Raw genomic sequence first — 17,668 nt, forward strand, 5'->3', positions numbered from 1 at the left:
AAGCGCCCCGCAGGGCGCCCTTTGTGCGTGGTGCATCAAGACCGCCACTGGCGGCCTTGGTTTTACACCTCGGCAGTCGCAGCCGCAAGGCGCGCGTAGTGCTGAATCAAGCTCAGCAGTTCCTCGTCCGAGTATGGCTTGCCCAGGTAGTGGTTCACACCTAATTCCATCGCATGCTCGCGGTGCTTTTCAGCGATCCGCGAGGTGATCATGATGATGGGCAGGTCACGCAGTGCGCTGTCGGCGCGGATGTTGCGGGCCAGGTCGAAGCCATCCATGCGGGGCATTTCGATGTCGGAGAGCACCACGGTAGGGCGTTCTTCTTGCAAGCGTTCCAGCGCCTGCAAACCATCGGCGGCCAACGACACACGGTAGCCTTCGCGCTGCAGCAAACGCTGCGTCACACGGCGCACCGTGATGGAATCGTCCACCACCAGAATCAACGGCACCTGGCTCGGCCCGGCCATCATCGATGAGGTGGGCGCCTTCGGTGCACCGGGGCTGTCGGTCTCCACCAGCATGGACACCCCTGCACTGGCCGCACGCACCTGATCGCCATACACCGTGGACAACGCCACTGGGTTGTAGATCAAGACCACCGCACCCGACGCCAGCACCGACATACCCGCCAAGCCTGGCAAACGCGACAGCTGTGGCCCCAGGTTCTTCACCACCACTTCCTGGTTGCCCAGCACTTCGTCCACGTGCATGGCGATGCGTTGCGAGGCGCTTCGGAAGACAACCACCGGGCGGGTCTTGCCTGCGGGCTCGTTACTGCGGGCAGACGATTGCAACAATGCACCCGACCAGAAGAACGGCACGCGCTCCAGGCCATCGTCAAAGTAGCCCGTGCGATAGGCCTCTTCCAGATCCTGTGCAGAGGTGCGGCGCACGATCTCCACCAAGTTGGCAGGCACGCCCACGGCGAGGTCACCCGCACGCAGCATCACCACCTGCGTCACCGCCGTGGTCAGGGGCAGAACCATCCGGAACGCCGCACCTTGGCCAGCCTGGGTGGATGTCTCGATGCGACCGCCCAGGGCGTTGATTTCTGCACGCACCACGTCCATGCCAATCCCGCGACCGGACAAGCCCGTCACTTCGGTGGCCGTACTGAAGCCCGGCATGAAAATCAGGTTGGCGGCGACTTCGTCGCTCAGTTCATCCCCTGACTCCATCAGCCCTTGGGCCAAAGCCTTCTCACGGATACGAGGCAAGTTCAGGCCGGCACCGTCATCGCGGAACTCCACCGACACGTCGTTGCCTTCGTGGCGCAGATCCACCGTGATCGTCCCGGTGGCCGGCTTGCCCGCAGCCAAGCGGGCTTCGGGCTCTTCAATCCCGTGGGCCACGCAGTTGCGCAACAAGTGCTCGAAGGCCGGTGTCATGCGGTCCAGCACGCCACGGTCCATTTCAATGGAGCCGCCGGTGATGTCCAGCTTGATCTGCTTGCTGGTCTCCTTGGAGGCCTGGCGAACCACAGCGTACAAACGCTCGGCGATGCCTTCAAACTCCACCATGCGGGTACGCAGCAGGTCACGCTGCAACTCACGCGCTTGGCGGCCCTGAGCGATCAGGTCGTCTTCGGCACCTTCCATGGCACGTTGCAAATTGCGCTGCACCGTAGCCACGTCGTTCACCGACTCGGCCATCATGCGCGTCAATTCCTGCACCCGCGTGAAACGGTCGAACTCCAGCGGGTCAAACCCTGCGGCAGAGTCTTTGGCCAGCGCCATGCGAGACTGCATCTGCGACTCAGCCTGCACCTCGATGTCGCGCAGTTGTTGGCGCAAGCGGTCCAGGTTGCCTGACAGATCGGTGAGCGAACTGCGGAACTGGCCCAAGCGCACATCCAGGCGCGAGCGGCTGATCATCACCTCACCCGCCTGGTTGACCAAGCGGTCCAGCAGCTGGGCACGCACGCGCACCGACTGGTTGGCCGCCACACGCAAGGGCGCCAACTGCGACGGGCCAGGCAGGCGCACCGCAGGCGTGGAAGGCATCGCTTCGCTTGCGGCAGCAGGCACCGCAGCCAACTGTGCAGCGTGGGCTGCGACTGTGTCCGATACTGGTTGCTCTGCCTCAGTTTCTGGCACTTGACCGCCGTTGGCACTCAAGGCGTTGAAGTTGGCTTCCAGTCCGTCAAAGCTGGCTTGCAAGGGCTCGACTTGGTCGGCAGTGACCGTTTCCACGTCGATCTGCTCAATCGCCGACTCCAGGCGGTGGGCCATTTCACCCAAACGCATTGCTCCGGCCAAGCGGGAGCTGCCCTTGAGGGTGTGCAAGGCACGCAACACTTCACTGCGCGCGCTGAGATTGTCGGGCCGGGCAGCCCACTGACGCAGAGCACCACCCAGTTGAGGCAGCAGTTCGGCAGCCTCTTCCTCGAAGATCGGGAACAGGTCAGGATCAATGACGTCGACCACATCAATGTCGTCGTCCACATCGGTACTGATCACCACAGGCGTAGCATCGCGCTTGACGACCGACAGTGCAGGCGCCACCGGGCGAGGCACCACCACGGGCGCCACAGGCTCGTGGACCGCCGGCACTTCGGTGACCGGCTCTTCCACCATGTCCGGCGCTGGCACGACATCGTCCAACACAGCCTCGGCCTCTGCAGACTCTGGCTCGGCATGCAACTGCGTGTGCATGTCTTCCAGATCATCGTCAGGGGGTGACAAGGTGTTGTTGATCTCCGTCTGCAGAATCTGGCGCAAGGCCTCAACCACCTCAGCACTAGGCTCTTTGAGGAAGCCCGCAGCAAACTGGTGTAGCAAGCGACGAATGTCTTCGGCGGCCGCCATGAACACAGCGGCTTGCTCTTCGGTACCACGGGATTGCAGCTGCACATGCTGCAGCGCATGTTCCAGCACCCGCGCCATGTCGGACAACGCCGTAAAGCCCACCGTGGCTGAACTGCCAGCCAGCGAGTGCGCCAAGGCTACAGCGGTGTCAGGCACAGGCTCGTGGAGTTCGAGTGCCCATTCCTGCAGGCTGGTGACCAGACGGCGCGACCATTCATCGGCCTCGTTGAGGTACACGTTGTACAGCGGCAAGCCGATGCGCAGGGTCTCAATGACTTTGACCGCTTCTTCACGGGCCACATCTTCCATGGCCAGATCTGCATCGCTGGCCTCGTCGGGCACCACGGCGGCAGGCTCTGCCACTTCGGAAACAGGCAGATCCTGCACCACCAAAGGTTCTTCCGCGATGTCCGGAACCGCGAGATCCAGCGGTGTCTCTTCGACAGACAACACGTCCACTGCAGGTTCAGCCGCAGCTTCGACCAACTCAATGTCCAACGCAGGGAGCGTCTCCTCAACCACAGGCAAGGCTTCAGCAGCCACTGCCTCCAACTCTGGAAGCGCTGGCTCCTCTGCCACCGCAGGGGCCGCCGAGGCGTCCATGAAGCCAAGGTCTGGCAACGACAAATCCAGAAGACCATCGTTGGCAGCTTCTGCGGCCACCGCAGGGGCCGAGCCAATCTCGGCTGGAGGTGTCAGGGCTGGCTGCTCAGATTCAGACAGTGCCGAGGTGAACGCAGAGAAGTCGATTTCTTCCGCCTCGGTTGCCGTCACAGGCTCTGGCAACAAGACTTCGTTGCTTTCGCTCAGCAGCAAACCATCTGCGGCAATTTCGGTGGACTGGAAGTCCTGGAGTGGCAGTGCCGCCTCCACCACTTCAGGCACTTCAGGCACTTCAGGCACTTCAGGCACGATAGCCTGAATGGGCGCTGCCGCAACAGCATCTGGCAACCCTTGCTCCGCAGCAACGGCCGATCCAGGCAGAGCCAGTGGTACCACTGCGCCTTCAAGACGCATGGCGTCGGCAGAGCGGCGGAATGGGTCCGATTGCCACGACGTAGCAGCACCTGTCGCAATGTCGCTGGCCCATCGATCAAAGGCCTGCAGTGCATCGGATGACAACTGCAACAAGGCAGGTTGCATCGGCTTTTGCTCGGCCAACCAGGCGTTGAGCAATTGCTCCATCGACCAGGCAGCTTCACCGAAATCATTCAACCCCACCATGCGCGAGCTGCCCTTGAGGGTGTGGAACGCGCGACGCAACGTAGTTTGTTCGCTGAGGTTGCCGGGTTCGTCGTTCAGTGCCGCAATCGCCGTCGTTCCATTGACCACGACTTCACGGGCTTCCTCCAGGAAGACTTCCAGCAGTTCATCCTCAACAGCTAAAGGCTCTTTGACTGCCAGAACCACAGGCGCGGGCTGTGCAACCGGAGCTGCCACAGGCGCGGGGGCTGTATCGAAAGAAATCTCGGGGCCAGCGGTACCACCACCGGGGATTCCAGCACCGGGGCCTCGTCCATCGCGCCAGGGAAAGGCGAGAAATCGGTCGGCACGCCATCGGGCTCTTCCACCTGGAAACGCGGAATGACGTCTGGCAACGGCAGCGGTGCGCGCTCTTCCAGCTTGGCGGGTGTTTCTTCGCGCGCATCCGAGGCACGACCACGCACCTTGCCCGTGAGAATGCGCAGCTCGCCCAACTCCTCGTCGTAAACGAACAGCTTGCGCGCCATGGCGCGCTGATAGCTGAGCATGTCGATCAGGAAGCCCAGGGCACCCAGGCTACTGCCCAGCTTCTCAAAGGCGCCGGGCTTTTCGTCTTCGGGCACTTCGTTGATCAGCAAACGTTCAACGGTGTCGCGCATGCGCACCACAGCCAACGAAGCCTGATCTAGGCCCAGCACCGAGAGCACGCCGCGCATCTGCGCCATGAAGCCCGGCACGGCAGCCAGTAAAGAAGTATCTTGTGGGCTGCGGAAAAACAGGTCCATGGCCTTCTCGGCCTCGGCCAAGGTAGCACGCAACTCGTCCACCACACTGCCCATGGTCTGGTTGTCGCTGACACGGCGGTACAGCTCTTCCATCCAGAGTTCCAGAGGTTCTGGCTCGGCACCGGCGCCCACTGCGGCCAAACGTTCAGCCAGGCGATCAGCGCGCTGCACCATCTGTTCGTCGGCCGCGTCCAGTTCTTCAAAAGCGGCCTGCAGGTACAACACCGAGGTGGCCACCTCCATCGCCAGGGCCGCAGAAGGAGGCTCACCCGTGCGGGTGATGGACTCCATTGTTTGCGTCAAGGCAACTGCCAGGCTTTCGCTGCCGGGGTTGAGCTTGCGCAACGAATCACAGACCAAACTGAACTGGTCTGCTGCGGGCTTGACCTTGTTACGGTCCCCTCCAGCCAAGGCGGACCATGTCTCCGTAGCGGCCGCAATGCGCTTGCGCGCCTGGGCCAGCAAGGCGGGGTCAAAGCGACCAAACCGCACGGTTTCATAGTCAACGGGCTTGAAGCGGTCGAGCGCGAACGCGTGCCGAACCGCTTGCAGTGCAGGCGTTTGTGCGCTTTCAGATTGCTTGGCTTGCGAGCAAAAGAACAGCAAGTCCTGGACCAAACGGTCTGCAATGGTGGTGTCACCCTTGGCCAACGTGGCGTATTGCATGAGCACGCGCGACGCAACACGCTTCACGTACACATCGGGCGGCAACAGGCCTTCCGTGAAGGCTTCGAAGAAGCCTGCGCAGATCTTCCAGAAAGCGCGGGCTTGGCGATCCTGCTGTGCGGCCACGAACCCCAGGCAGGTATCACGCATGCTACGAGCGGCCTTGAGGTCGCCCGTTTTCACAATTTTCAGGACCGCTGCATCCAGACGCGCACGCGCATCTGCGCCGTAGAGCAAGGGGGTGGCCGTGACCGTCAGGTCGGGCTCCCTGAAGCGCCGCTCCACCGGCCACAGATCGGCCGGATGTACACGGTCCGCGCCAGCCAAAGCCTGGACATCGCGGTACTGCGGAAACAGCGCGACCGGTGAAGCAGGCTTGCCCGCGAGGACGCTTTCCAGGTACTCGATCAGCGCAAAGCTGGCCCGCTCAATGGTGGCAGCAGCGTCGTCGGTGCAGAGTTCAGGGCGCTGTACAAACTTCTGGACAGCGGATTCCATGGCACGCAAAACCAAGGCCGTAGGGCCCATGCCCACCATTTCCAAGGCACCACTGGCTTGGTGCAGTTGCTGCCTTGCAATGCGCAAAGAACCAGCGTCCAGAGAAGCCAGATCCGATTCATGGGCTTGTTCAGCATCGCGCACAAAGCGGCGCATCGATTTGACGGCCCCGCCGAGGGATTTGCGCAGTTCGTCAAGCACCCAAGCCAGTGGCCCGAGATCTTGATCTCCGTGGGTCCACTCTGCGGCCGGTGCATTATTGACATCAATAGATGACATGGATTCGTCCCCGGCTGCAAAGAGCCAGCTGGTTGATGACTAGCGTCAGGCGATCTTGAAACGTGCCACCGATTGGCGCAGTTCTTCGGCCATGTGCGAGAGCTCACGAACCTGTTGTGCCGTGGTGCGGGTACCTTCACCCGTTTGCTCGGTCACCGCAAAAATGTGCTGGATGTTGTCGGCCACTTCGTTGGCCAAAACGGCTTCACGGGATGTCGAAGACGAGATCAGCTCAATCAGTTCAGCCAGACGGCGCGACACGCGGTCAATTTCAGACAGCGCAGTACCAGCAGAGTCAGAGAGACGCGCACCTTCCACCACACCCTGCGTGGAACGCTCCATAGCGGCCACAGCGTCTTGGGTATCGGTCTGAATGGCCTTCACCAGCGCAGAAATCTGGCGTGTCGCATCTGCGGAACGTTCCGCCAGACGCTGCACTTCTTCCGCCACCACAGAGAAGCCGCGACCGGCTTCACCGGCAGATGCGGCCTGAATAGCGGCGTTCAGCGCCAGCACGTTGGTCTGTTCGGTAATGTCAGAAATCAGCTCCGTGATTTCACCAATCTCTTGCGAGGACTCACCCAGGCGCTTAATGCGCTTGGAAGTGTCCTGGATCTGGTCACGGATGGAGTTCATACCACCGATGGCGTTTTGCACGGCCTGCAGACCGGAGTCAGCGGCTTGCAGCGATTGGCGGGCCACCGTAGCAGACTCTTGGGCTTGGGTAGACACTTCGTTAATACGGGTCGCCATGTCCAGAACCGAGCGGCCGGTTTCACGAATTTCGCGCAGCTGCTCGGTCGAAGCCGCCAGCAGTTCGGTCGAAGTGCTGTCCACCTGGGCCGTTGTTTGGGCCACTCGGGTCGCCGTGTTCTGCACGCTGCCCACCAGCTGACGCAACTCTTCCACCGTGTAGTTCACCGAGTCGGCAATAGCGCCAGTGATGTCTTCCGTCACCGTGGCTTCCTGGGTCAAGTCACCTTCAGCCACGGATTGCAGTTCGTTCATCAAACGCAAAATGGCGGCCTGGTTGGCGTCATTGACGCGCTTGGCTTCCTGTTCTTGGCGCTTGGCGTCCTTTTGTTGAACTTCCGCAGTGCGTTGGCGATTACGGCTGTCCAGCAGCTGAACACGCGAGAGCAAGAAACCGCAAACCAGCAAGAACGCGCTGGCCAGCACCAGGGCAGCCAATTGGCCGGCGCCCACACCAGTTTGGGCAGACAGCTTGCTTTGCAGCGTTTCCAGTTGGCGACGCAGTGGTTCGCTGTCTGCAATGATGGCAGACTGGGCTTCACGCGCAGACACCAGACCTTGCAGGTTGCCCAGAATCGCGCTGGCTTGTGTGCGCGTCTGTTCGTACAGTTTCACCAGCCCGTCCAATTGCTCGCGGGTCTGAGCGTCCTTGGTGGCAGCCAAACGCAGTTCAGGGCTACCGTCCAACATGCCTTGTGCGATTTCCTTGAACGAGTTCAAGTCCTTGCCCAGCAAGAACACGGCCTCAGGGCTCACGCCTTCCATGGTCTGAAATTCGTTGGCAGACTTACCGATACGCTGGGTCAACATCACCAGCTGGCCCGCTGCAGAGATTTCAGAGGCTGGAGCGTTTTGCTGCAGCTTCAGGGAAGACACTGTTTCAGCGATTTCCAGCAGGTCGGACGACTGGCGGTTGATGGTGCGCAGAGCGTCACCCACCTGGGTCAGGATCTTTTGCTGGCCCATCACCACGCCAGCGTTGCGCTCAGCGCGCTCCATCATGGGGTTTACAGCATCCAGTTCCGGCTTGTAGGGCTCGCCCAGCGCAGGCACGCCCAACTCGCCATCACCACCGGTCAAAGCGCGGATGTTACGAGCCAACACGCCCGAGCTTTCCACCACGTCCGGAAACGCCTGGGGGCTACCCACCAGCGCCTGCGAAACCGATTTGGCCAAACGCTGCGACTGCATCAAGGACTGCCCGGTCGCAGCCAGTTGCTGCGCAGACTGGTCGGCTTGGCGCAGCACCCATGCGGCAATCACACCAAGGGTCACCACACCCACGGCCAGCAATGCCAGCAAACGTCGCTGGTGCGCAGCCGCTGTCGCACTGCCCAGCACAGGCAAAACAATCTGTTCTGCTTCAGCGCCGAGGGCGTCGGCCGCATCGGCCTCAGGAGAGTAAGAGTCACCCTCGCCTTGAACACTGTTCATGGCATCCACCTGATAGGGGTCGCGCGACGTGCCCCCATCGGAGGTGCCAGCAGACAGCAAATCGTTGTTGCCGTCAGCACCCGGCTCTGCATCTTGCGGTGCAGGCTTGCGATTGAACAGTTTTCCAAATTGATTGACGACGGACATGGTGCAGCCTTACAGAAAAACTCAAGCACTGATGCTTAGGAATGCGGGATGTTGGGACAGGATTTGGAGATTCAGCTCTTGCCAGCGAACGCCACCCGCGTCGACATAGACAGTGCCGAAAAAGGCAGGAGCATCTTCAGGAGGGGCCTCGGACGAAACAAAGGCATCCGTGCCGCGCAAGCCAGCCAGGCGGTCCACCAGCAGCGCCGCATTGACATCCAATACGGCGTTGAACGCCAGCAGACTGGACTCCGACAGCATTTGCTCGGTCCGCTGCACGGACGAGCCCAGCAGGCCAGCCAGATCGACCACCCCCACCAAGCCACCGCGCAAATTGGCAACTCCCAGGAACCACGCCTGGGTGTAGGGCACAGGCTGCACAGCAACCCAGGGGAAAATTTCGCCCGACTGCGCCAGAGGCAACAAATAAGACTGGCCAGCAGATTCGACTGCCAGCCAGGATGACACGGACAAGCCCTCAACCCTCGCGGCCTGCAAACGGCCGGCAAGACGTACCTGGAGCTCCCGGAGGGCTTCGCGATTGGCCATGAACGCGCCGCTGCCTCAGTTCAGTGCGTCAATTTTGGACTGCAGCTCAGCCGGGTCCACCGGCTTGGTGATGTAGCCACGGGCACCTTGGCGCATCCCCCAGACGCGGTCTGTTTCCTGGTTTTTGCTGGTACACATGATGATGGGCACATCGGCATACAGCGGGTCGCGGCTGATGGCACGGGTCAGTTGAAAGCCGTTTTGGCCAGGCATGACAACGTCCATCAAGATCAGGTCTGGCTTCTCTTCAGCCAGACGACGGAAAGCTTCTTCGGCGTTTTCTGCCGTGCGCACTTGCATGCCTTTTTTCTGCAGCAGGTCTGTCAAAAACATCAACTCGGTCTTCGAGTCGTCGACGACCAGCACTTTCTGGATGGGCATTACATCGCTCCTAGTTGGGAATTGCCAAATTGCTGCACAGCCTGCAGCAACTGGTCTTTGGTAAAGGGTTTGGTGAGGTATTCCTGGCAGCCGACCATGCGGCCACGGGCCTTGTCGAACACACCGTCTTTGGAAGAAAGCATCACCACCGGGGTATCTGCAAAACGGGCGTTGCGCTTGATGATCGCGCAGGTTTGATACCCGTCTAACTTCGGCATGAGGATGTCACAGAAAATCAGCTGAGGCTGATAGTCGTTCACCTTGGCCAAGGCATCGAAGCCGTCGTCAGCCAACAAGACTTCGTGCCCCCCCTGCTTGAGAAAAATCTCGGCGCTTCGACGGATGGTGTTGCTGTCATCCACCACGAGCACCTTGAAAGATGCGCCTGTTGTAGTCAATTGTTACTGCTCCCGATGGAAAAAATAAACACCGCAGCAGGAGCCGCGCTTCAAATCTGCACCATCTCAAAATCTTCTTTGCGGGCTCCGCATTCTGGACAAGTCCAGTTCATGGGGACCTGGTCCCAAGGCGTGTTGGGTGCGATGCCATGTTCGGGCGAACCAGCCGCCTCGTCATAGATCCAACCACAGATCAAACACATCCACGTCTTAGAGTCGATCACAGCTTAATGGGCCTTCACATAGAATGCAACGATTGTATCTAGTCATCTCTGCGGGCTGCTGCTTCTATGCCACCATTGATGCAGGAACTGGATCATGACAACTCACACCCCCCTCCCCCCCGCGCCCGATGACCTGGACAGCGATGCATCGGATGAATCCAGCCCGGCGTGCATTTTGGTCTTCAATGCCAGCGACCCCAGCGGCGCAGGCGGTCTGACGGGCGACATTGCCACCATTTCTTCCGTGGGCGGTCACGCCATCGCCGTGGTCACGGGCGCTTACGCACGTGACACCGCGCAGATCTTCGAGCACTTCTGCCTGGACGACGAGGCCGTGGCCGAGCAGGCCCGTGCCGTGCTGGAGGACATGCCCGTGCAGGCCATCAAGGTCGGCTTTGTGGGCAGCCCCGAGAACATCAGCGCCATTGCCGAGATCACCACCGACTACGACGAGGTGCCCGTCATTGCCTACATGCCAAACCTGTCCTGGTGGCGCGAAGAGCTGATTGACGAGTACCTGGACGCCTTTCGCGAGCTGCTGCTGCCGCAGACTTCAGTGTTGGTTGGAAACCACAGCACGCTGTGGCGCTGGCTACTGCCCGACTGGAGCAGCGACCGCAGCCCCACCGCCCGCGACATTGCCCGTGCGGCCTCCGAGATGGGCGTGCCCTACACCTTGGTCACCGGCATTCCGCTGCCCGAGCAGTTTGTCGAAAACGTGCTCGCCTCGCCCCAAACCATCCTGGGCAGCGGCAAGTTCGAGCTGTTTGACGCCACCTTCTCCGGCGCGGGTGACACCCTGTCGGCCGCACTCACGGCCCTGGTGGGCAGCGGCAACGACCTGGGCGAGGCCACCAGCGAAGCCCTGAACTACCTGGACCGCTGCCTGGACGCAGGCTTTCGTCCCGGCATGGGCCACATCATTCCCGACCGCATGTTCTGGGCCCAGCCCGATGACGACGAGTCAGAAGACAGCGAAGCAGATTCCCTTGACGAAACACAGGCCATCGAAGGCTTTGTAATGCCCCCCCATGACACCAAGCACTGATCTCAATATTCCCCTGTTTGAACGCGCCAAGGCGCTGATCCCCGGCGGCGTGAACTCTCCCGTGCGGGCCTTCAAGGCCGTGGGCGGCACGCCCCGCTTCGTCAAGCGCGCGCAAGGCGCCTACTTCTGGGATGCCAACGACCAGCGCTTCATTGACTACATCGGCTCCTGGGGCCCCATGATCCTGGGCCACGGCCACCCTGCGGTGCTCGAAGCCGTGCAAAAGGCGGCGCTCGAAGGCTTCAGCTTCGGTGCCCCCACCGAGCGCGAGGTGGAACTGGCCGAAGAAATCCTGAGCCTGGTGCCATCGATGGAGATGATCCGCCTGGTCAGCTCGGGCACCGAAGCGGGCATGAGCGCCATTCGCCTGGCCCGTGGCGCCACCGGCCGCAGCAAGTTCATCAAGTTCGAGGGCTGCTACCACGGCCATGCCGACTCGCTGCTGGTCAAGGCCGGCTCGGGCCTGGCCACGTTTGGCAATGCCACTAGCGCGGGCGTGCCGCCCGAAGTGGTGCAGCACACCCTGGTGCTGGAATACAACAATGTCGCCCAGCTCGAAGAAGCCTTTGCCCTGCACGGCAAGGAACTGGCCTGCGTGATGATCGAGCCTATCGCGGGCAACATGAACTTTGTGCGCGCCAGTGTGCCCTTCATGAAGCGTTGCCGCGAGCTGTGCACCGAATACGGCGCGCTGCTGGTGCTCGATGAAGTTATGACGGGTTTCCGCGTAGCCCTGGGCAGCGCGCAAAGCGTGTACGCCAAGAGCATCCCCGGCTTCAAGCCCGACATCACCGTGCTGGGCAAGGTGATTGGCGGCGGCATGCCGCTGGCGGCCTTCGGCGGCCCGCGCGCCATCATGGAACACCTGGCCCCGCTGGGCGGCGTGTACCAGGCAGGCACCTTGTCGGGCAACCCGGTGGCCACCGCCTGCGGGCTGACCACGCTGCGCGAGATCAAGAAGCCCGGCTTCTTCGATGCGCTGTCGGCCTCCACCCGCTCGCTGGTCGATGGTCTTGCGCAAGCTGCCAAGGAAGAAGGCGTGCCCTTCAGCGCTGACTGCGAAGGCGGCATGTTCGGCTTCTTCCTGCTGCCCGAGCTGCCCCAGAACTACCCCGCCGTGCTCAAGACCGACAGCGCCCGGTTCAACCAGCTGTTCCACGGCCTGCTCGATCGCGGCGTGTACATCGCCCCTGCGCTGTACGAAGCTGGCTTTGTCAGCGGCGCCCACACGGCCGACGACATTGCCGCCACCGTGGCCGCTGCGCGCGAAGTGTTCAAAACACTATAAAAAAGATAGCTTCTAGCGCTTATTGGATAAGCGCTAGAGCCCTATTTTCTTTCAACCTGTAGCAGAGGCGACAGCCCCTCTGCCCGGTTCACACCATCGTCATGCGGCGCAGGCAGTCTTGGGGCTTTACCCCACCGGCCTGCGCCATGACCGACAAACTCCTCTCCTCCCCCCACCCCATCCGCGACGCCGCTGAAGCCCACCCCAGCCGCCGCCACTTTGTGCGCCAGATGGGCCTGGCCGCCGCCGCCCTGGGCACCCTGCCCCTGACCGCCTGCGGCGGCAGCGACGATGTGCCCGCCGTGCAGTTTGCCCACGGCATTGCCAGTGGCGACCCGCTGGCCGACCGCGTGATGCTGTGGACGCGGGTGACGCCACCCGCAGGCCACACCAGCGACATCCCCGTCGATTGGGAAGTCGCCACCGACAGCGCCTTCACCACCCTCGTGGCGCAGGGGCAGGCCACCGCGCTCGCCAGCAAGGACTTCACCGTCAAGGTGGATGCCACCGGCTTGAAGGCCGCCACCGCGTACCACTTCCGCTTCAAGGCCTATGCGGCCACATCCACCACGGGGCGCACCCGCACCCTGCCCACGGGCAACGTGGCACAGGTCAAGCTGGCGGTGTTCTCGTGCGCCAACTACCCGGCGGGCTACTTCAACGTGTACGCCGACGCCGCCAAGCGCAACGACCTGGACGCCACCGTGCACCTGGGCGACTACATCTACGAATACGGCCAGGGCGGCTACGCATCGGCCAACGCGGGCGCCATGGGCCGCCTGTCCGCCCCTGCCAACGAGATCCTGAGCCTGGCCGACTACCGCCAGCGCCACGCCCAGTACAAGACCGATGCCGACCTGCAGGCCCTGCACGCCGCCGCCCCCATGATTGCCGTGTGGGACGATCACGAAGTCGCCAACGACACCTGGCGCGACGGCGCAGAGAACCACCAAAGCGCCACCGAAGGCAGCTTCAGCGCCCGCAAGGCCGCCGCCATGCAGGCCTACCACGAGTGGATGCCCACCCGCAACGCACAGCCTGAGCTGATCTACCGCAGCTTTGCCTTTGGCAACCTGGTGGCCCTGCACATGCTCGACACGCGCGTGATCGCCCGCGACGAGCAACTGAGCTACAGCAAGTTCTTCACCGCCAGCGGCTTTGACGCGGCAGGCTTTACGGCGGCAGTGGGCAGCGCCACCCGCCAGCTGATGGGCACCACCCAAACGCAATGGCTGCAGCAGCAAATGGCCGCATCCACCGCCACCTGGCAGGTGCTGGGCCAGCAGGTGCTGATGGGGCGCATGAACATCCCTGCGCCCATCCTCATGGAGACCCTGCAGCCCGGCGCAGGCGTCAGCGTCAGCCAGTACGCGGCCCTGGTGGCCCGTGCGCAAAGCAACCCCAGCAGCCTCACGCCCGCAGAGCAGGCCATCCTGGCGCAGCCCTCCATCCCCTACAACCTGGACGCCTGGGACGGCTACCAGGCCGCACGCGAGACCGTGCTGGCCACCTCGCGCAGCCTGGGCAAAAACCTGGTGGTGCTGGCGGGCGACACGCACAACGCCTGGGCCAACGAGTTGCTTGACATGAACGGCAAGGCCGTGGGCGTGGAGTTCGCCACATCGTCCGTCACCTCGCCCGGGTTTGAGGAATACCTGCCCAATGAAAAACCCGCCACGCTGGCAGGCGCGCTGGAGCAGCTGATTGGCCCGCTGCAATACTGCGACACCTCACGCCGAGGCTACATGGTGGTCACCGCCACGGCCAGCGAATGCCGGGCCGACTGGGTGTACGTGAGCACCATCACCAGCCGCAGCTACACCGCCAGCACAGACAAGTCCCTCAAGGTGGTGGCAGGCGCAGCAGGCGTGGGCCGCATCGTCGCAGCCTGACGTAGCGCTGCGACAGGCTGCACCGGCCCGCAAGGGCAAGGGCGCACAACGTTACAGCAACCCCCGCAACTCGCGCGCGGCCTCCTGCAGCAGCGGCAGCATGTCGCGCTGCAGCGTCTGCGCCTGCATTTGCTGGGGTGATGCCACCACATTGAGCGCCGCCACCGTCTGCCCCTGCAGGTTGCGCAGCGGCACGGCCAGGGCGTGCACGCCCAGCTCGTGCTCTTCCACTGCCAGACAAAAATCGTCGCGCCGCGCCTGGGCCACCACCTTGCGCAGGGCGCCCACTTGCGTGAGGGTGTGGGGCGTGAGCCGCTGCAGCGTGCAGCCCTTGAGCCACTGCGTGAACTCTGCCACCGGCAGCGCGGCCAGCAGCACCCGCCCAGTCGATGTGGGGTGCGCAGGCAACCGCGCCCCCAGATGCAGGCCATAGGCCATGGTGCGCGATGGCGCGCCATACACCCCGCTGCGTGCCACGATCACCACCTCATCTCCATCCAGCACCACGGCAGAGAACGACTGCTGCGTCTGCGCCGCCAGCCGGTTCAGCGTGGGCTGCAGCACGCGCGGTAGCCGGGCCGACGCCAGGTAGCTGCCCGAGAACCGCAGCACCTTGGGCGCCAGCCAAAAGTAGCTGCCGTCCGTTTCCAGATAGCCCAGGTGCGCCAGCGTAAGCAAGTGCCTGCGCGCCGCCGCCCGCGTCAGGCCCGTGCGCTGCGCGGCCAGCGTGGCGTTGAGCCGCTGGCGCTCGGTGTCAAAGCTCTCCAGCACCGCCATGCCTTTGGCCATGCCTTCGATGAGGTCGGACTTGGCGATAGGAAAAGTGGGCATGGATGAATTCCTGCAGTTGCTGGGGTGCCTTGATGCCTTGCACAGCCCCCTACGGAGGCGCTATTGATCCGGCATGAACCCCCTTGAACCGTTCAAGCTGAGCTTGTCGACGCGCGGCGCAGGGCTTGGACAAGCTCAGCCCGAACGGATCATTGAAGTTCAAAGATGCCTTCTCCATAAAACGCCACATACGGCTGCGCGACCACCCGCCACTTCAACGGGAGCAGCCCGCTCCAGGCTTTATGACACATGTCAATTACTGCGCGATGATCGCACAACGCAACCGATCATCGCACGCTATCGAGCCCAGCCACTGGCCGCAGAACGCCTGGGAACCTACGCTCAACCCCGTTGATTTCCAAGATCCACAACGATCCATAACGAGGTACAGAGACATGCGAACCCAAGTTGCCATCATCGGTGCAGGCCCTGCCGGCTTGCTGCTCGGCCAGCTGCTGCACAAGTCCGGCATCGACGCCATCATCATCGAGCAGCGCAGCCCCGCCTACGTGCTCAGCCGCATCCGCGCCGGGGTGCTGGAACAAGTGGCCATGGACCTGCTGGACCAGGCTGGCGTGAGCGCCCGCGCCCATGCCGAAGGCCTGCCGCACGACGGCTTTGAGCTGCTGTTCAAAGGCAAACGCCATCGCATTGACATGCATGCGTTGACCGGCGGCAGCCGCGTCATGGTCTACGGTCAGACCGAAGTGACGCAAGACCTGATGGACGCCCGCGCCGCCGCAGGCCTCACCACCGTGTACGAAGCCGCCAACGTAAAAGTGCACGACTTTGACGGTGCCACGCCCCGCGTGACGTACGAGAAAGACGGCCAGACGCACACCCTCACCTGCGACTTCATCGCAGGCTGCGACGGCTTTCACGGCGTATGCCGCGCCAGCGTGCCAGAAGGCGCCATCCGCACCTACGAGCGCGTCTACCCCTTTGGCTGGCTGGGCCTGCTGGCCGATGTGAAGCCCGTGGCACACGAGCTGATCTACGCCCACACCGACCGGGGCTTTGCGCTGTGCAGCATGCGCAGCAACACCCGCAGCCGCTACTACCTGCAAGTGCCGCTGACCGACAAGGTGGAAAACTGGAGCGACGACGCCTTCTGGGCCGAGATGCGCAACCGACTGGACCCCGAAGCCCGCGAGCACCTGACCACCGGCCCCTCGCTCGAAAAGAGCATCGCCCCCCTGCGCAGCTTTGTGGCCGAGCCCATGCGCTTTGGCAGCCTGTTCCTGGCGGGCGATGCCGCCCACATCGTGCCCCCCACAGGCGCCAAGGGCCTGAACCTGGCCGCCAGCGACGTGGGCTACCTGTGGAATGCGCTGGCCGATTTCTACAACGATAAATCCCGCGCAGGCATCGACACTTACTCCGACCGGTGCCTCCGCCGCGTGTGGCGCGCCGAACGCTTCTCGTGGTGGTTCACCTCGCTGATGCACCACTTCCCAGAAACCGGCGCGTTTGGCCAGAAGATGCAGGAAGCGGAGCTGGATTACCTGGTGAATTCGGAGGCTGCTTCGCGCTCGCTGGCGGAGAACTATGTGGGGTTGCCGATGAATTTTGGTGCTTGATTTAGCGTTAATTCGCTACTAAAACCATAGCTTCCTGCGCTTTATTGATGAGCGCTGGAGGCTATTTTTATTGAAAATTCCACATCAAGAACACATATAGCAAACCCAACGGCGATCAGCTATCAAAGTGCCGTGCCCATTTGATGTCGGCTACTGCTTGCGAAATGGAAGATGAGCGCCCATCTATCGCACTCCCCCAAGGGGCCAAGGATTCAAAAAGAGTGTGACATCAGCCACCGACGCAAGGTTGGAGGACTTTGCCCGTGGGGTACCATTTTTCACAAGATCAATAAACCTTACTTGCGAGGAGAACCAAGTGACCGAGACTGGCTTGTCGATAAAAATCAAGATTCGCACCTTGGCCGTAGCGGCTTGTTTAGGACTTGGCTTGACGGCATTGCCTGCACACTCATGCAGTCGAACGCCAACCGCAGTCGACAGTTTTGTAGTCAAGTTAAAGCGTTACCCAACATTCGTGCAACCTGTTGGATTTGGTCAGCCAGTCATCTTTCGTGGTGAGGTTGAGTCAGTAGCCGAACTGCCGCCAACGAGTCACGCAAAAACGGCAAAGGACGCGCGGCAATACTGGGGGATACAGTTCAAAGCCGTGCATTGGTACGGCTCCAACCAACAGGCAGAGCAAGCGACGGTGCTAACGCCAGTAGAACCGACAAAGATGGAAATATTCTGCGGAATCAGGCCTTTTGTAGCAAAGGCTGGTGAAGAGTGGTTGGTTTTTGCTTACCGCGAAAAAGACGGCAAATTTTCACCTGATACAGACGTGAGTTTGCGAATCCAAAATGGGCAAATCCCACCCGAAATCTTGCGTCAACTGCCGTGAGTGATGGGTGGAACAGAGTCTCTCGCTCAGCCGATCCACAGCGTTGATCCTGCGACAGGTGCGT

At 62.0% G+C, this 17,668-nt stretch carries 11 protein-coding genes and 1 pseudogene; 5 read left to right on the forward strand and 7 right to left on the reverse strand.

The features are described from left to right. Positions 1–62 precede the first annotated feature (62 nt). The 6 genes and pseudogenes from EAG14_RS17045 to EAG14_RS17075 form a co-directional block, all read right to left on the reverse strand. Positions 63–6,238 (reverse strand): annotated as a pseudogene (locus tag EAG14_RS17045) (Hpt domain-containing protein). A gap of 45 nt (positions 6,239–6,283) precedes the next feature. Then, positions 6,284–8,572: a methyl-accepting chemotaxis protein gene (locus tag EAG14_RS17055; protein ID WP_121729595.1), complete on the reverse strand. Its 2,289-nt coding sequence runs from the start codon at positions 8,570–8,572 to the stop codon at positions 6,284–6,286. Positions 8,573–8,593: 21 nt separating this feature from the next. Next, on the reverse strand, positions 8,594–9,121 hold the full coding sequence (locus EAG14_RS17060; RefSeq protein WP_099658086.1) for a chemotaxis protein CheW: 528 nt from the start codon (positions 9,119–9,121) through the stop codon (positions 8,594–8,596). Positions 9,122–9,136: 15 nt separating this feature from the next. Continuing rightward, positions 9,137–9,502, reverse strand: coding sequence for a PleD family two-component system response regulator (locus EAG14_RS17065; protein WP_044398821.1), 366 nt, complete (start codon positions 9,500–9,502; stop codon positions 9,137–9,139). Then, positions 9,502–9,900, reverse strand: a complete 399-nt coding sequence (locus EAG14_RS17070; protein WP_044398823.1) for a PleD family two-component system response regulator — start codon at positions 9,898–9,900, stop codon at positions 9,502–9,504. Before EAG14_RS17070 ends, EAG14_RS17065 begins: the two co-directional genes overlap by 1 nt. 50 nt (positions 9,901–9,950) lie before the next feature. Continuing rightward, positions 9,951–10,124 carry a rubredoxin gene (locus EAG14_RS17075; RefSeq protein WP_099658085.1) on the reverse strand — a complete coding sequence of 58 codons (174 nt, stop codon included), beginning with the start codon at positions 10,122–10,124 and terminating at the stop codon, positions 9,951–9,953. A 94-nt stretch (positions 10,125–10,218) separates the two neighbouring features. Between EAG14_RS17075 and EAG14_RS17080 the strand changes: the two genes are divergently transcribed. The 3 genes from EAG14_RS17080 (at position 10,219) to EAG14_RS17090 (ending at position 14,352) form a co-directional block, all read left to right on the forward strand. Beyond that, on the forward strand, positions 10,219–11,172 hold the full coding sequence (locus EAG14_RS17080) for a bifunctional hydroxymethylpyrimidine kinase/phosphomethylpyrimidine kinase (RefSeq protein WP_121729596.1): 954 nt from the start codon (positions 10,219–10,221) through the stop codon (positions 11,170–11,172). After that, entirely contained in the window at positions 11,156–12,460 is a 1,305-nt protein-coding gene (gene hemL / locus EAG14_RS17085) for a glutamate-1-semialdehyde 2,1-aminomutase (RefSeq protein ID WP_099658083.1), read from the forward strand. Before EAG14_RS17080 ends, hemL begins: the two co-directional genes overlap by 17 nt. A 146-nt stretch (positions 12,461–12,606) precedes the next feature. Continuing rightward, complete coding sequence (locus tag EAG14_RS17090; RefSeq protein ID WP_121729597.1) at positions 12,607–14,352, forward strand: alkaline phosphatase; 1,746 nt, start codon at positions 12,607–12,609, stop codon at positions 14,350–14,352. Positions 14,353–14,403: 51 nt separating this feature from the next. Here EAG14_RS17090 and EAG14_RS17095 read toward each other — a convergent pair whose 3' ends face one another. Next, positions 14,404–15,183: an IclR family transcriptional regulator C-terminal domain-containing protein gene (locus EAG14_RS17095; RefSeq protein ID WP_121729598.1), complete on the reverse strand. Its 780-nt coding sequence runs from the start codon at positions 15,181–15,183 to the stop codon at positions 14,404–14,406. A gap of 395 nt (positions 15,184–15,578) precedes the next feature. Here EAG14_RS17095 and pobA point away from each other — a divergent pair, with 395 nt between their 5' ends. Both pobA and EAG14_RS22915 read left to right on the forward strand, forming a co-directional pair. Next, entirely contained in the window at positions 15,579–16,763 is a 1,185-nt protein-coding gene (gene pobA / locus EAG14_RS17100) for a 4-hydroxybenzoate 3-monooxygenase (protein WP_121729599.1), read from the forward strand. 316 nt (positions 16,764–17,079) lie between these two features. Beyond that, the gene (locus tag EAG14_RS22915) at positions 17,080–17,604 is read left to right on the forward strand and encodes a hypothetical protein (protein ID WP_162996026.1); all 525 of its coding nucleotides are present in this window, start codon (positions 17,080–17,082) and stop codon (positions 17,602–17,604) included. The last annotated feature ends 64 nt before the right edge of the window (positions 17,605–17,668 follow it).

Origin of the sequence: Acidovorax sp. 1608163 (assembly GCF_003669015.1) — a bacterium.
Classification (GTDB): Bacteria; Pseudomonadota; Gammaproteobacteria; order Burkholderiales; family Burkholderiaceae_C; genus Acidovorax.

Bases quoted from the DNA above. Each gene is read 5' to 3' on its own strand.
- EAG14_RS17095 (WP_121729598.1), bottom strand. From the start codon at position 15,183: ATGCCCACTTTTCCTATCGCCAAGTCCGACCTCATCGAAGGCATGGCC.
- EAG14_RS17080 (WP_121729596.1), top strand. From the start codon at position 10,219: ATGACAACTCACACCCCCCTCCCCCCCGCGCCCGATGACCTGGACAGC.
- EAG14_RS17055 (WP_121729595.1), bottom strand. From the start codon at position 8,572: ATGTCCGTCGTCAATCAATTTGGAAAACTGTTCAATCGCAAGCCTGCA.
- EAG14_RS17060 (WP_099658086.1), bottom strand. From the start codon at position 9,121: ATGGCCAATCGCGAAGCCCTCCGGGAGCTCCAGGTACGTCTTGCCGGC.
- pobA (WP_121729599.1), top strand. From the start codon at position 15,579: ATGCGAACCCAAGTTGCCATCATCGGTGCAGGCCCTGCCGGCTTGCTG.
- EAG14_RS17090 (WP_121729597.1), top strand. From the start codon at position 12,607: ATGACCGACAAACTCCTCTCCTCCCCCCACCCCATCCGCGACGCCGCT.
- EAG14_RS17065 (WP_044398821.1), bottom strand. From the start codon at position 9,502: ATGCCCATCCAGAAAGTGCTGGTCGTCGACGACTCGAAGACCGAGTTG.
- hemL (WP_099658083.1), top strand. From the start codon at position 11,156: ATGACACCAAGCACTGATCTCAATATTCCCCTGTTTGAACGCGCCAAG.